The sequence below is a fragment of the Halostagnicola larsenii XH-48 genome (assembly GCF_000517625.1).
Taxonomy (GTDB): Archaea; Halobacteriota; Halobacteria; order Halobacteriales; family Natrialbaceae; genus Halostagnicola; species Halostagnicola larsenii.
The window spans coordinates 1,441,637-1,454,735 of the sequence record NZ_CP007055.1 but is presented as its reverse complement, the minus strand read 5'-3'; the positions used below and the strand labels follow the sequence as shown (position 1 = coordinate 1,454,735).

The following is a 13,099-nucleotide window of genomic DNA, read 5'->3' as shown; positions in this document are numbered from 1 at the left end:
GGGCAAGGTGCGACATAACATGGCTGAGGACCTTAATTGGGCAATCGGAGGTGAGGCCGGGGACGGGATCGACTCCACCGGGAAGATCTTCGCTCAGGCACTCTCAAGGGCAGGACGGCACGTGTTCACATCCAAAGACTTCGCGTCGCGAATCCGCGGCGGCTACACCGCCTACAAGATCCGAACATCGGTCGATCAGGTACAGAGCGTCGTCGATCGGCTCGACATCCTGGTCGCGCTGACCCAGCGAACGATCGACGAAAACCTTGACGAGCTCCACGACGGGAGCGCGATCATTTACGACGGCGAACGTTCCTGGGAGGCCGAGATTCCCGAGAACACCACGCCCGTCGACGTTCCCCTGAAATCGCTCGCCGAAGACGCCGGGGGAGCGATCATGCGCAACATCGTCGCGCTCGGTGCGGCGTGTGAAATAACCAACTTCGACGTCGAATACCTCGACGAATCCCTCGAGAAACGCTTCGGCGGCAAGGGGTCGAAGATCGTCGAGAACAACAAGAAAGCCGCCCGACTCGGGCAGGAGTACGTTCGCGAGAACTACGACTTCGACGAGCTCGGGTACGACCTTGAGACGACCGACGAGGACTACGTCCTGCTGAACGGGAACGAGGCGATCGGCATGGGTGCGATCGCCGCCGGCTGTCGGTTCTACGCCGGCTATCCGATCACGCCCGCGACATCGATCATGGAGTACCTGACGGGCCGGATCGAAGACTACGGCGGCCACGTCGTGCAGGCCGAGGACGAACTCTCTGCGATCAACATGGCACTCGGGGGCGCACGAGCCGGCGCTCGAGCGATGACCGCGACATCCGGTGCAGGGATCGACCTCATGACCGAGACCTTCGGACTCGTCGCCACCAGCGAGACGCCGCTGGTCATCTGTGACGTCCAGCGCTCGGGTCCCTCGACCGGGATGCCAACGAAGCAAGAACAGGGAGACCTCAACATGGCGCTGTACGCCGGTCACGGCGAGGTCCCTCGGTTCGTCGTCACGCCGACGACGATCACCGAGTGCTTCTGGAAGACCGTTGAGGCGTTCAACCTGGCGGAGAAGTATCAGACGCCCGTCTTCCTCGTCTCCGACCTCGCGATGTCGGTGACCGAGCAGACGTTCCCGCCGGAAGCGTTCGACATGGACGACGTCGAAATCGACCGCGGCAAACTCGTCGAGCAAGACGAGGTCGACGAATGGCTCGACGAAGAGGGCCGGTTCCGCGCACACGCCGTCACCGACGACGGCGTCAGCCCGCGTGCCAAACCCGGCACGATCGACGGCGCACACATGTCCACCGGCCTCGAGCACGACGAACTCGGTCGCCGAACCGAAGAAGAAGGCGAACGCGTCGAGCAGGTCGACAAGCGAAACCGCAAGGTCGAGACCGCGAAGGAACGCGAGGAGTGGAGCTACCGGGAGTTCGGCGACTCGGACTCGGACAACCTGATCATCTCGTGGGGCTCGAACGAAGGTGCGCTCGTCGAGGCGCTCGAGTACCTCGAGGAAGAGGGAACGAGCGTTCGGGTCATCTCCGTCCCGTACATCTTCCCGCGGCCCGACCTGACCGAGGAGATCGAGGCGGCCGACGATACGATCGTCGTCGAGTGTAACGCGACGGGGCAGTTCGCGGACGTGCTCGAGCACGATACCCTTACCCGCGTCAAGCGGATAAACAAGTACACGGGCGTGCGCTTCAAAGCGGACGAACTCGCGACAGAGATCACCGATAAACTCGCAGAGGAGGTTCCAGCACAATGAGCTCAGACGTACGATTCACCGACTTCAAATCCGACAAACAGCCGACGTGGTGTCCCGGATGCGGGGACTTCGGCACGATGAACGGTATGATGAAAGCCCTCGCGAACACCGGCAACGATCCCGACAACACGTTCGTCGTGGCGGGAATCGGTTGCTCGGGGAAAATCGGGACCTACATGCACAGCTACGCGCTGCACGGGGTCCACGGACGCGCCCTTCCAGTCGGGACCGGCGTCAAGATGGCCCGCCCCGATATCGAAGTGATGGTCGCCGGCGGCGACGGCGACGGCTACTCGATCGGTGCCGGACACTTCGTCCACGCCGTTCGCCGAAACGTGGACATGACCTACGTGGTCATGGACAACCGCATTTACGGGCTGACGAAGGGACAGGCTTCGCCGACCTCGCGATCGGACTTCGAAACGTCGACGACGCCGGAGGGCCCACAGCAGCCACCGGTCAATCCGCTCGCGCTCGCGCTCGCATCGGGTGCGACATTCATCGCCCAGTCCTTTAGCTCGGATGCGCTCCGTCACGCCGAAATCATCGAGAAGGCGATCGAACACGACGGCTTCGGATTCGTCAACGTCTTCAGTCCGTGTGTCACCTTCAACGACGTCGACACGTACGACTACTTCCGCGACACGCTCGTCGACCTCAAAGAGGACGAAGACCACGATCCGACGAACTACGAGGACGCCAAGGAAGTCATCACGGACGGCGAAAAGGAGTACCAGGGCGTGATGTATCAAAACGAGAACGCGCTGCCGTATCACGAACAACACGGCGTCACCGAGGACATGTCCGAAATTCCCGACGGCGCACCCGAAGACGCCATGGATCTGGTCCGCGAATTCTACTGAGTCGGTTTCAGTTTCGACGCGACTCGAGCACCGGTTTCGTTCTCCGTACACCTCAGCCACTCTTGGCCCGGAACTCCCGACGAGCGGGCCAGCTACTATGTATTCCGCACCACTCTCTGGGTTACTGTCTCGTGTACTGCTGTCGCTCGTGTCACGGTCAGCGTCTCGAGTTTTCCACGTGAAAATCGGAGGCTCCCGAAACCGCCGCTCAGGCAGGATGCTCGACGGACTCGAGCAGCATTTCGACGTTGACGCCCTCGTCCTGGAACATCTCGGGATACATGCCGGCGAGAACCAGATAATCTCCCTCGTGAGCGAACGAGGCCACTACCAGCTCGATATCGATCGCTTCACCCCGATATTCTGTTTGTCCGCGCAGCAGGTCGATGTCACGACTTTCGTCCAGAATTGAGACCGAAAACGTCTCCTCGTGCTTGATGTCCTGAATATCCGTATCCCCGTTTTCGATCTGGCCCCTGAATTCGTCGAGTAACTCTTCGCTATCCATCCCGTCGATAGGGTTGAACGACCGACCTGCGACGCTCATGTCGGGGGTCGAGACTGCAACGAACGCGGTCGCCTCCTCGGATTGGCCCTGAATCTCGAGCGCTTTCGCGTAACTCGAGAGCCAGAAGTTGGCTTTGACCTCGCGTTCGACGCCGGCTTCGACGGTCTCTTCGAACGTTTCTTCCTCGACGCTCATCTCGTCGAATCCGGTTTCCTCGAGCGCGCTGTCGGTCGGCGCGACGCGGTCGGAACTGAACTCGAGGGGTCCGTCGCCGGTGACGAAATCCAGACAACCGGCCGAGAGTGCGAGCGAACCTGTCACACCAGCTGCAAGAAAGGCCCTGCGTGAAGAAGTCATTGTAGGGTGTATTCGTCAGGATGGGCATATTCGTTGTGGCTTATTTAGTTTGACAGACACGAGATTTAGACGGACGGAACTGACCGCTCCATCGTGGACGTCAGGCCGGAACACATCAAGAGTTATCGGGGTCGGCCCCGCCATTTGAGACATGACGGAGTTTGCAAATCGGGTCGAGCAGGTGTCGATCAGCGGGATACGTGAAGTGTTCGAGGCCGCGGGCGAGGACGCGATAAATCTCGGTCTCGGGCAACCTGACTTTCCCACGCCCGAACACGCTCGAGCGGGCGCGATCGAGGCTATCGAATCGAAGAAGACCGACGCCTACACCTCGAACAAGGGGACGCGGTCGCTCCGAGAGGCCATCTCCGAAACGTACGACCGCGAGTACGGCATCGGCGTCGATCCGACGGACATCATCGCGACTTCCGGCGGAAGCGAGGCACTCCACCTGGTGTTAGAGGCGCACGTCGATCCGGGACAGGAAGTGATCTTTCCGGACCCCGGATTCGTCTCCTACGATGCGTTGACGAAAATCGCCGATGGAACCCCCAAGCCGGTCCCGCTCCGGGAGGATCTCACACTCGACCCGGCCACCGTCGAGGAGGCGATCACCGACGACACCGCCGTGTTTGTGGTCAACAGCCCCTCGAATCCGACGGGTGCGGTCCAGTCCGAGGAGGACATGCGCGAGTTCGCACGCATCGCGGACGAACACGACGTCCTCTGTCTCTCCGACGAAGTCTACGAGCGGATCGTCTTCGAGGGCGAACACCGCTCGCCGCTCGAGTTCGCTCAGACGGACAACGTGGTGGTCGTCAGCGCGTGTTCGAAGACGTACTCGATGACCGGCTGGCGACTCGGCTGGGTCGTGGGATCGAATCGGAGAATCGAACGTATGCTCCGGGTCCACCAGTACGGGCAGGCCTGTGCGAGCGCGCCGGCCCAGTACGCCGCCGAAGCAGCCCTGACTGGTCCACAGGATCCCGTCTATGAGATGGTCGACGCGTTCGAGAAACGGCGAGACCTCGTCGTTGACGGCCTCGAAGACGCCGGACTCGAGGTCCCAACACCCTCGGGCGCGTTTTACGTCATGCCCAAGGTTCCGGACGGCTGGTGTGACGAGGTTCTCGAGCGCGACGTGGTCGTCGTCCCCGGAGACGCCTTCGGCGCGCACGGCGACGGCTACGCGCGACTCTCGTATGCGACCAGCACGGAAGAACTCAAAGAAGCCCTCGAGATCATCGACGCGGCGACGCAGGCGGTGCGGTAGTCGCCTCCAGTGAGGTCCCACTCCGCAGGCTCTGATACTCGTCGGTCGATCGAATACATCAATTGCCTTCTCGCGCGTGAGAGAACCGATTGATAGGCGCTCTTAGGGCACGGTCGATGGAGAGTCCAAACCGTGAGTTGGTACAAGCTTTATGTAAAGTGTATTATTATCTGATGGTATGGTCCCCAATCTTAGTCGTCGTTCGCTCGCGGTAACCGTCCTCGGGGGAATTACCGTAACGGGTGCGGCCAACTATGGCTGGCGACAGTACAAAACGAGAAATTACCTTGATCTGCGGATACTCGGCAGGAATCGATCGGACGAGGCGACCGACATTGCGGTGACGGTTCTCGAGGATGGAGACCCCACCTACGAGCAGACAGCCGAACTCGAGCCAGCAGGTGACGACGAGCACAGGGACGAGCAACATCTTCCCGGTCCGTGGATCAAACAGCACGAACCGTACTCGCTTGAAATTACCGCTCTAGGCGAATCGGTTGCACTCTCGAACGAGGAGATCATCGACCAACTCGAGGACGCCGGCTGGGGGGTCGAGTCTGTGCGCGTAACCGCCGTTGTTACCGAGAATCGAACGCTCGAGACGAACGTCGAATCGCGCGAGTAGTAGAGCGCCGCCAACGCTATTTGTTAGCCCCGGCTGATTGGATCAGTCGACGTCCTCGTCCTCGAGGCGCTCGAGAACCTCTTGAGCGTTCTCGACGGCGGCTTCCTTCTTCGCGGGGTAGGCTTCGACTTTCGCGCGGAACGTGATGCCGTCGCCGAGGCGGCTCTCCCCGTTGAACGCGGCCTGTTTGTCGAGCGTGAGGTAGAGTTCGGTGTTTTCGGTGACCCGCTGGTCGAGTTCGGCGATCAGGCCGTCGAACTCCTCGAGATCAGCGAGTCTCGAGAGGACGTGGCGAACGTCGTCTGCGTTTTCGGCGCGCGCCGAGAGAACGAGGATCCGATCCCCATAGTGGCCCTCGCTCTCGACGCGCTCGAGTTCGAACTCTTCGGGGAGGAACGTTCGCAACGCCTCCTCGACGCGTTTTTCGTCCTCGGTGGCGTAACAGAACGTTCGCAGATCGACGTAGTGAAGCGGGATTTGTGGCATCGGTCCTAAGAGAACGGCATGGGTCGTCGTATGGGTCGATTACTCGTCGTCGTCGTCCGTTTCGGCGTCGTCTGGAGCGGCCTCGAGGGCGTCTTCGGGAACGCCCGACTCCTGGCCGTCCTCGAAGCTGATCGTGTAGGTGACGTCGCCGAACATAGATTCCATCGTCTGGGTGATCGTCCCGACTTCGCCGTCGAATTCGCTGTGTTTGTCGTGGAGCACGACGTGTTCGTCTTCCTCGAAGCTCATAGGTCGCTCTTCCCCGCCGTTGCGTAAAAAGGGACTGATTCGATTCCGACAGTTCGACAGTGGTGCCTCGAACGCGACTGCAACCGGGTTAGGTCTCAACCGGATTAGGCCTCGATCCCGAGTTCCTCGAGTAGAGTCTGTCCTGCGGCGCTCGAGGAACCGGGGCCGCGTGCGGTAATCAGGTCGCCGTCGACGGTGACGCTCGTCTCCGACTCGAGTTCGGCGTCCCAGTTGCCGCCCGCGGCGATCACTTCGTCTTCGACCCAGTAGGGGAGCTTTCGGCCGTCGGGCATCAGGTCGTCGTCGTCGACGATTCCCTCCTCCCACTCGTTCGGGAAGCCGGTGACGTCGCGGTCGTGGACGAGGAACGCGCCGTGGCTGTCCCGCGTGAACGCGAGGATGGCGATGGCGTGACAGACGACGAGGGCTTTCCCGTCGCCTTCGATCGTATTTCGGAGGAGCGTGCGCGCGTGTTTGTCCTGGTTGATGTCCCACTCCGTGCCGTGACCACCAGGGAAAACGACGGCATCGTACTCGCCGGCTCGAGCCTTCGCGAGCGGGATGGGATCGTTCAGTCGCTCGTCGGTCTCGTGGACCTCCATGACGTGTTCGGCGGTTTCCTCGCCGACCTGTTCGGGATCGGCGGACCGCTCGTCGATCCGCGGCGGTCCGCCCGTCGGCGTCGCCACGGTGATGTCGACCCCGGCGTCGGTGAGCGTCTCGAGTGGCTCGACGCATTCTTCTCCCCAGTAGCCTTCTTCGCTGACGACGAACAGTGCTCGAGTCATACACGCCGGTAGGGGATCCAGCACATTAACGACGGTCCAACCCCTCGGTTCTGCCGCAATCGCCGTCGGCAACCTATTTCGATCGCGGACGGTCACGACCAGTGAGAGTGGCCTTTTTCGCCGCAGGTGTCGTACCCTCGAGTATGGCAGAGAGACCGAATCCGTTCGATGGACTCGAAGAACTGTTCGATCGATTGAGTCGGCAGTTGCAGTCGGCGCGACGGGGCGACGACCGTGAAACCGGAGCGGACGCTGGCCGCCTCGACATGAGCGTCGGTTCGCAGGGAACCGGACTCGATATGACCGACGCGGGAGACGAGTTCGTCGTCGTCGTGGACGTTCCCGGGTTCGAGCGTGACGACATCGAGGTCACGTTGACAAATCAACACCTGATGATAGACGGCGAGCGCGAACACGCGATCGACGACAGCGACGATACCTACCTCCGGCGGGAGCGGCGCACTCGCTCGTTCAGCCGACAGGTCAGCATTCCCGACCCCGTCGACGCCGAGGGGGTCGATGCACACCTCAACAACGGCGTTCTGACGATCCGACTCCCGAAACTCGAGCCCGACGAAGCGGCGCATTCGATCGACATCGAGTGAGTCCGTCGCTCCACCCCTCGAATAGGGTGCGACCCTCGTCGAGAGCGCTACTCGTCCTTGTCGTTGAGATTGAGGGCGTCGAAAAACCGCTTTTCGAGGCGAGTACTGGCGAACTCGAGCAACTCGTTTTCGTCACCAGCGACGTCGGCGAACAGCCCGAGATCGATCCGGCCGCCGGCCATGTCGTGGTGACCACCAACGGTTCCGAGTTCGCCGAACGCACTGGTCAACGTGTCTCCAGCCTGAACCCGCGGATCGATCGAGCGCGCGCTTATTCTGATCGCGCTGTTGACGATTCCGTAGACCAACACGGTATCGACGCCCTCGAGATTGAGCAGGTAGTCAGCCGCCTGCGGAAGGGCGTCAGTCTCGGTGGTTCGGCCGACGCTCGCAGCCAGTGACGATCCCCGGCGCGTTCGCGACGCGATAGCGTGGCCGATCGCATCGAGGGTCGCCGGGGAGAAGGCACTGCCGTACAGTTGCTCTAGCATCTCGAGGTCAGCTTCCGGATAGACGGCCAGTGCAGCTTCGTACTCCCGTTCTGTCGGATCACGGACGAAATCGAGACGTTCGCGATGCAAAGCAAAGAGGAGTGCGGAGGCCAGTCGAGTCGCGATGGTCATCTCCAGATCGAAGAGGTATTCCACGAATATCGTCGCCGTGGCACCGTAGTCCATTCGAATGTCGACGAACGCCGCCTCGACATCGCCGTCGGGGTGGTGGTCGACCACGATGTCCGGTTCGATCGTCGCCGGAAGCTGTGTGTTCCCGCCCGGCACCGAGTGGTCGACGAAGGCGAGACGGTCGTCCTCGGTTATCGAAGCGGTTTCGATCTGTTGAATCCCCACGTTGAGCATGTTGACGAACGCTCGGTTTTGCTGGTGGGAGATCTCACCCCCGTAGACGATGGAAATCTCGTCCACCTCGTGTTGCTGTGCGATCCGTTTGAGCGCGAGGGCACTGGCGAGGCAGTCGGGATCCGGGTTGTCATGACAGACGATGGTGAGCGAATCCATCTCCGCGAGCGTTTCTCCCAGATCTTCCGCTCGAGACATACCTAATCCTACGGACACGAGCGGTTTGTAAGTCGCGGCGAGATGTCGAGCGTGTCGACTGGAAACCGCGAATTAACTGCCGTAACAGATCAATAAGTCAATACGCTCTGTTCCAGTGATCCGCATCAGAATAGCAATAAAACAGATGAATATGGCAAATTTTAGATTGCTAACTGCTCGAGTCGCAACGCCGTTTCGGGTAATTGGTCGTCCGTTCGTGCGACGGTAAGCCCTAGCGGTCGTGTCGTCGGCCCGTTAACGCTTCGCTCGCCGGAGCGAACGGAATTTGCGTGCCGAGATCGTTCTCGAGCGCTCGCTCGTAGAGCAACGCCGCTGCGGCGACCGTTTCGATTCCGGTACCGCCGCTGTCGAAGACGGTTATCTCGTCGTCGGCGGTGCGACCCGGTTCGGTGCCGGCGACCACCTCGCCCAGTTCGGCGTGGACGTGGTCGTCCGAGACGCGACCGGCCTCGCGCGCGGCGATAAACGAGCCCGCATCCTGCGAGACTCGCGCTCGCAGATCAGGCACGTACGTCGAGCGTTCGATGGTCGTCGCGTCGAGTTCCCGTTTGTCGGGATGGTACTGGCCCATCGCAGTCACGTGCGTGCCTGGATCAAGATGATCCCCGTCGAACACCGGCTCAGTCGCCGTCGTAGCGGTGATGACGACATCCGCACCGGAGATGGCCGCCTCGCTCGAGGAGACGGCCCGAACCGACGCCTCGAGTTCGTCGGCAAACTCGTTGGCGAACGATTCTCGGCTTTCCGCGGTCGGCGAGTAGACGCGAACCTCGGAGAAGTCCCGGACGGTGGCCGTCGTGTGGACCTGCCCGCGGGCTTGCGGACCGGTTCCGATGACGGCGAGTGTTTTTGCGTCTTCCCGGGCGAGCGAATCGACAGCAACGGCCCCGGCAGCGCCGGTTTTGAACGGGTTCATGCTCGCCCCGTCGATGATCGCGAGCGGTTCGCCCGACTGCGCGTCGAAAAGCGGCGTCACGAACCACGCGTCGCCGGCGTCGAATCCGGCGCTGTACATGTACCCACCCATCGCACCCGTTTCGGGCAGCAACGCGGCGTAGTCCGTGAACATCCCATCGGGATCGGTTCGAAGATACGCCGAGCGCGGATCTGCGGGTGCGCCCTGACCGCGCTCGCGGTATCCTTCCCGGACTGCCTCGACGTACGCTTCCGGCGATGCGAGTGCCGCGACATCGTCGCTCGAGAGAAACAGCGTTTCGGTCATAATCGCCCAAACGGGACAGGGAGAGAAAAAGACAGTGAGATAGCTCCGAGATCAGTCGGCGTTGATCGGTGGCCGCGTCGTTCCGGTTTCGTCTCTCGAGTCGATCGGTCCGTTGACGAACATCGCGTGACCGATGAGCGTCATCGCGGCTACCGATCCGACTGGTATCGCTGTCGTTATCGAGAGTCCGACGACGGTGAGAGCGACCGTGATGCCGAGCAGTGCGACTGGGATGAGGGCGAGAACAATGTCGTAATATCCAGTCATAATGTATACTATCCTATGTGGAATAGTAATATAAGTGTTTCCCATAATCGCCTGATACCGAATTAGATTCTAATACCGATCTAACTCGAGTGTTTTCTATAAGTTATGAAGATATCATTCGTCCGGATATCATTGTTGTATAGTTATAATACTATGCCACAACGTGGCAATCGTTCTCGGGTACGCCGAAAATCACACACAGAACCGCACGAAGGAGTCGGGTTCAAAACGGTGTGTTGAGCGAGACGATCGTAATCAGCGAACGAGGGGCCGAGTTCGATCATCGATCCGCGTATGTATACGATTCTCTATGTGTATGTATTCATATGTGTACTGAGCGAGGGCACAGCGTGCGACGATCGCTGATTCACACACCGAACAGGACCAACATACAGCCGTCAGTCTGCAGCGGAGATCACCGCACGGCGACGGCGAATGCGGTCCGCCACAAAAGGAGGACCACGAGTCCGAATCCGGTGATCACGAGGTTAAACGGGAACGGGGAACCACCCTCGAATACCGGCGTCGAGCGGATGATCAGCCCGATGTTTGCCGCGCCGATCCAGCCAACCGCGGTGTACCGTGCCGCTCGAGCAGGGTTGGCGTATATATCTTTGGCGTACAACCCGGCCAGCACAGCCGTCAGCGCCCAGCCGATGAGAAACGGGGTGATCGGTTCGACTACACCCAGCGGGTTCGCCAGCGGATCCTCGCTGTGATGGACGTACCCGTACGTGACGAGTCCGGCGACGGCCAGGATATCGATCGCCGCGAGACCGAGGCGTTCGCGGGTGAGGACGGCAGGAAGTGACTGACCCCGAGTTTCGGTGCTCATAGCCGTGCTAGGGTCCCCGTACCTATTGTGTGCCACGGTTTCCGTGGCGAACGCGTTCGGATCTCGCCGATAATTCGGGGGAAGTACGAGCGGTCCGTTCCCAGCGTGAATCTATATAGCGACGTGAACAGCCGGCTCAAACACACGTGCGTCCTCGAGCAAAAGACAGGAGGAGGGTCTCGGCGGAGGGGCCGAGAGTCGTCCAACGGACAGTGCCGACGTGCGAGGGCGGGCCTCGCACGGACGTGAGTTGCCACCGATACGGCTTTGTTACTGGTCGCTTTCGACGCTCGAGTCGTTTCGGTCGGTCAGGACACGGGAACGTAGGAACCGCCTACCTGCAACCCGATGCCGTTCGTCGCGGAAGCGGCTCCTCGACAGCGGACTACTCTTCGAGAGGGGTCCGCACCGTCTCGAGGACGCGCTCGGAAAACTCGAGCGACGAGAGCCCACCGGCGAGTTCCCGAAACCAGCTCGCCTCGACGTGCCAGCGCCCGCGAACCGAGCCGTCGGTCGTCGTCGAAGTCACCTCGAGGCGACCGGGATTCCAGTCCTCGCGCTCGTCGTCGATCGTGAGGACCGTCCGGACGACGACGCCGACTTCGTGGCTGGTCACGGTTTCAGATTCGCTAACCGCCTCGTAGGTGAGGTCGATCCCGCCGTCGGTTTCCTCGTAGTCGGTGACGTAGTAGCCGTTGCTCATCAATCGGTTCTCGAGGGTGACGGCTACCGGCCGGTCGTCGCTCATTAACGGACGTTTGCGAGCGAGCACGAAAAGGGTGGGCGTGTTCAAAGCGACAGCGGTGTCAGTTACAGCGGATCGACGAGGTCCTCGAGTGCGGCTTTCGGATCGTCTGCTTTCGCGACGCCGCTTGCGAGCAACACTCCCTCCGCCCCGAGGTCGCCGGCAGAGACCACGTCGTCGCCCGTGCTGATTCCCGCGCCACAGAGAACCGAGACGTCGTCGTCGACGCGACTCGCAGCGTCGACTGCGTCCTCGACGACATCGGGGTCTGCCTGACTGACCGGCGTTCCGGTTCCGATGAGTTCGGGCGGTTCGACGGCAACGGCGTCCGGCCCGAGCGCCGCGCTCGCGCCGATCTGTGCGGGGTTGTTCGCACAGACGATGGTCTCGAGTCCGGCTCGTTCGGCGGCCCGAACCGAGCCGTCGATATCCGCGAGTTTCAGCCGCTGCTCGGAGTGGTTGATGAGCGTTCCCACAGCACCGGCCTCGGCGACCGACTCGGCCAGCGTGTGTCCGGTATTGCTACCGTAGTCGATCGGATCGACGTGCTGGGCCCACGTTTCGACGCCGGTCGCCGCAACTCGCTCTATGTGAGCGGCCTGAGGTGCGACGGCGACTCGAGCATCGGTTTCCTCGTCGACGTCGCGGACGGCTTCCGCGACGGCGACTGGATCGCACGGATACGTCTTCAGATTGACGAGGATCAACATACCCGAGAGAGGCCCGCGAGCACAGAAAGAGGTTTCGACAGCCGAGCGAGCCGATTGGAAGAAGTCGACGGCAGGTATCGAGGGCCGAGAACTTCCCAGCGTATCCGATCAGTCCTTTCGCTTGACCACGTCGCCGAGGGTATAACTCCCGCTGGCGGAGCCGCCGTCCCAGTCAGCGTCCTCGCTCGAGCCGCCTTCCCCGGTGAGGCTCACGTCGAGGAACTTCTCGAGTTTCGACTGCACGCTGTCGGTCGGGAGCGTGTCCCCCCGCTCGAGTTTCGTGATGAGACTCGCCTTCTCGTTGAGTTCGTTCGCGAGTTCCGACTGGCTGAGGCCCTTCTGTTCGCGAGCCTGTCTGATCCGGTCGTCGTAGTCGGTCGCGATCTCGTCCATGTCGTCGAACATGTCCGTTCTGCGGGTCGACCCGCCGGAACTCGTGGAACTGCTCGAAGACGTACTCGAGGTGTTGCCACCCGAACCCGACCCCGAAGAGCCGCCGGAGCTCGAGCCCGTCGAATACTTCGTCGACGTACTCGAACTCGAGGCGCCCGTGTTCACCTCGGTGCCGAAATCTGTGCAATCCGAACACACGTCCAGCTTGGCACCCTCAACTTTGATCGTTTTCGGGGACGACGTCTCGGCGCCACACATTTCGCACTGAACCATGGGAGAGTCTATATTCCGGTGCGTGATAAACCATGCGGCGAGCATCG

Annotated in this window: 16 protein-coding genes; 5 read left to right on the top strand and 11 right to left on the bottom strand. The window is 61.3% G+C overall.

What is annotated here, in order from left to right:
- The first annotated feature begins 19 nt into the window (after positions 1–19).
- Together HALLA_RS07455 and HALLA_RS07450 are read left to right on the top strand one after the other, a co-directional pair.
- Positions 20–1,777, top strand: coding sequence for a 2-oxoacid:acceptor oxidoreductase subunit alpha (locus HALLA_RS07455; RefSeq protein WP_049952765.1), 1,758 nt, complete (start codon positions 20–22; stop codon positions 1,775–1,777).
- Positions 1,774–2,640, top strand: coding sequence for a 2-oxoacid:ferredoxin oxidoreductase subunit beta (locus tag HALLA_RS07450; RefSeq protein WP_049952764.1), 867 nt, complete (start codon positions 1,774–1,776; stop codon positions 2,638–2,640). Before HALLA_RS07455 ends, HALLA_RS07450 begins: the two co-directional genes overlap by 4 nt.
- A 208-nt stretch (positions 2,641–2,848) precedes the next feature.
- On the opposite strand, the gene HALLA_RS07445 is transcribed toward HALLA_RS07450, so the two are convergent.
- Positions 2,849–3,505, bottom strand: coding sequence for a DUF6517 family protein (locus tag HALLA_RS07445; RefSeq protein ID WP_049952763.1), 657 nt, complete (start codon positions 3,503–3,505; stop codon positions 2,849–2,851).
- A gap of 151 nt (positions 3,506–3,656) precedes the next feature.
- Here HALLA_RS07445 and HALLA_RS07440 point away from each other — a divergent pair, with 151 nt between their 5' ends.
- Both HALLA_RS07440 and HALLA_RS07435 read left to right on the top strand, forming a co-directional pair.
- Positions 3,657–4,778, top strand: a complete 1,122-nt coding sequence (locus tag HALLA_RS07440; protein ID WP_049952762.1) for a pyridoxal phosphate-dependent aminotransferase — start codon at positions 3,657–3,659, stop codon at positions 4,776–4,778.
- Positions 4,779–4,956: 178 nt separating this feature from the next.
- Complete coding sequence (locus tag HALLA_RS07435; protein ID WP_049952761.1) at positions 4,957–5,403, top strand: hypothetical protein; 447 nt, start codon at positions 4,957–4,959, stop codon at positions 5,401–5,403.
- A gap of 42 nt (positions 5,404–5,445) precedes the next feature.
- On the opposite strand, the gene HALLA_RS07430 is transcribed toward HALLA_RS07435, so the two are convergent.
- The 3 genes from HALLA_RS07430 to HALLA_RS07420 form a co-directional block, all read right to left on the bottom strand.
- Positions 5,446–5,889: an RNA-binding protein gene (locus HALLA_RS07430; protein ID WP_049952760.1), complete on the bottom strand. Its 444-nt coding sequence runs from the start codon at positions 5,887–5,889 to the stop codon at positions 5,446–5,448.
- A gap of 39 nt (positions 5,890–5,928) precedes the next feature.
- A complete protein-coding gene (locus HALLA_RS07425) occupies positions 5,929–6,138 on the bottom strand; it encodes a hypothetical protein (RefSeq protein WP_049952759.1) in 210 nt (69 codons plus the stop codon).
- Positions 6,139–6,242: 104 nt separating this feature from the next.
- Positions 6,243–6,926, bottom strand: coding sequence for a type 1 glutamine amidotransferase domain-containing protein (locus HALLA_RS07420; RefSeq protein ID WP_049952758.1), 684 nt, complete (start codon positions 6,924–6,926; stop codon positions 6,243–6,245).
- 143 nt (positions 6,927–7,069) lie between these two features.
- Here HALLA_RS07420 and HALLA_RS07415 point away from each other — a divergent pair, with 143 nt between their 5' ends.
- Complete coding sequence (locus HALLA_RS07415; protein WP_049952757.1) at positions 7,070–7,531, top strand: Hsp20/alpha crystallin family protein; 462 nt, start codon at positions 7,070–7,072, stop codon at positions 7,529–7,531.
- Between the two features lie 47 nt (positions 7,532–7,578).
- Here HALLA_RS07415 and HALLA_RS07410 read toward each other — a convergent pair whose 3' ends face one another.
- The 7 genes from HALLA_RS07410 to HALLA_RS19940 all read right to left on the bottom strand — a co-directional run bounded on the left by HALLA_RS07410 (position 7,579) and on the right by HALLA_RS19940 (position 13,052).
- Entirely contained in the window at positions 7,579–8,586 is a 1,008-nt protein-coding gene (locus HALLA_RS07410) for a DHH family phosphoesterase (protein WP_049952756.1), read from the bottom strand.
- Between the two features lie 232 nt (positions 8,587–8,818).
- Entirely contained in the window at positions 8,819–9,829 is a 1,011-nt protein-coding gene (locus HALLA_RS07405) for an ornithine cyclodeaminase family protein (RefSeq protein ID WP_049952755.1), read from the bottom strand.
- A gap of 51 nt (positions 9,830–9,880) precedes the next feature.
- Complete coding sequence (locus HALLA_RS07400) at positions 9,881–10,096, bottom strand: hypothetical protein (protein WP_049952754.1); 216 nt, start codon at positions 10,094–10,096, stop codon at positions 9,881–9,883.
- Between the two features lie 415 nt (positions 10,097–10,511).
- Entirely contained in the window at positions 10,512–10,931 is a 420-nt protein-coding gene (locus tag HALLA_RS07395) for a DUF3054 domain-containing protein (protein WP_049952753.1), read from the bottom strand.
- Positions 10,932–11,316: 385 nt separating this feature from the next.
- On the bottom strand, positions 11,317–11,679 hold the full coding sequence (locus tag HALLA_RS07390; protein WP_049952752.1) for a hypothetical protein: 363 nt from the start codon (positions 11,677–11,679) through the stop codon (positions 11,317–11,319).
- Between the two features lie 62 nt (positions 11,680–11,741).
- Entirely contained in the window at positions 11,742–12,386 is a 645-nt protein-coding gene (gene tpiA / locus HALLA_RS07385) for a triose-phosphate isomerase (RefSeq protein WP_049952751.1), read from the bottom strand.
- A gap of 108 nt (positions 12,387–12,494) precedes the next feature.
- Positions 12,495–13,052 (bottom strand): multiprotein bridging factor aMBF1, encoded by a 558-nt coding sequence (locus tag HALLA_RS19940; protein ID WP_084568950.1) that lies wholly within the window; start codon positions 13,050–13,052, stop codon positions 12,495–12,497.
- Positions 13,053–13,099: the final 47 nt, after the last annotated feature.

Bases quoted from the DNA above. Each gene is read 5' to 3' on its own strand.
- HALLA_RS07450 (WP_049952764.1), top strand. From the start codon at position 1,774: ATGAGCTCAGACGTACGATTCACCGACTTCAAATCCGACAAACAGCCG.
- HALLA_RS07455 (WP_049952765.1), top strand. From the start codon at position 20: ATGGCTGAGGACCTTAATTGGGCAATCGGAGGTGAGGCCGGGGACGGG.
- HALLA_RS19940 (WP_084568950.1), bottom strand. From the start codon at position 13,052: ATGGTTCAGTGCGAAATGTGTGGCGCCGAGACGTCGTCCCCGAAAACG.
- HALLA_RS07425 (WP_049952759.1), bottom strand. From the start codon at position 6,138: ATGAGCTTCGAGGAAGACGAACACGTCGTGCTCCACGACAAACACAGC.
- tpiA (WP_049952751.1), bottom strand. From the start codon at position 12,386: ATGTTGATCCTCGTCAATCTGAAGACGTATCCGTGCGATCCAGTCGCC.
- HALLA_RS07435 (WP_049952761.1), top strand. From the start codon at position 4,957: ATGGTCCCCAATCTTAGTCGTCGTTCGCTCGCGGTAACCGTCCTCGGG.
- HALLA_RS07405 (WP_049952755.1), bottom strand. From the start codon at position 9,829: ATGACCGAAACGCTGTTTCTCTCGAGCGACGATGTCGCGGCACTCGCA.
- HALLA_RS07395 (WP_049952753.1), bottom strand. From the start codon at position 10,931: ATGAGCACCGAAACTCGGGGTCAGTCACTTCCTGCCGTCCTCACCCGC.
- HALLA_RS07415 (WP_049952757.1), top strand. From the start codon at position 7,070: ATGGCAGAGAGACCGAATCCGTTCGATGGACTCGAAGAACTGTTCGAT.
- HALLA_RS07400 (WP_049952754.1), bottom strand. From the start codon at position 10,096: ATGACTGGATATTACGACATTGTTCTCGCCCTCATCCCAGTCGCACTG.
- HALLA_RS07430 (WP_049952760.1), bottom strand. From the start codon at position 5,889: ATGCCACAAATCCCGCTTCACTACGTCGATCTGCGAACGTTCTGTTAC.
- HALLA_RS07390 (WP_049952752.1), bottom strand. From the start codon at position 11,679: ATGAGCGACGACCGGCCGGTAGCCGTCACCCTCGAGAACCGATTGATG.
- HALLA_RS07445 (WP_049952763.1), bottom strand. From the start codon at position 3,505: ATGACTTCTTCACGCAGGGCCTTTCTTGCAGCTGGTGTGACAGGTTCG.
- HALLA_RS07440 (WP_049952762.1), top strand. From the start codon at position 3,657: ATGACGGAGTTTGCAAATCGGGTCGAGCAGGTGTCGATCAGCGGGATA.
- HALLA_RS07410 (WP_049952756.1), bottom strand. From the start codon at position 8,586: ATGTCTCGAGCGGAAGATCTGGGAGAAACGCTCGCGGAGATGGATTCG.
- HALLA_RS07420 (WP_049952758.1), bottom strand. From the start codon at position 6,926: ATGACTCGAGCACTGTTCGTCGTCAGCGAAGAAGGCTACTGGGGAGAA.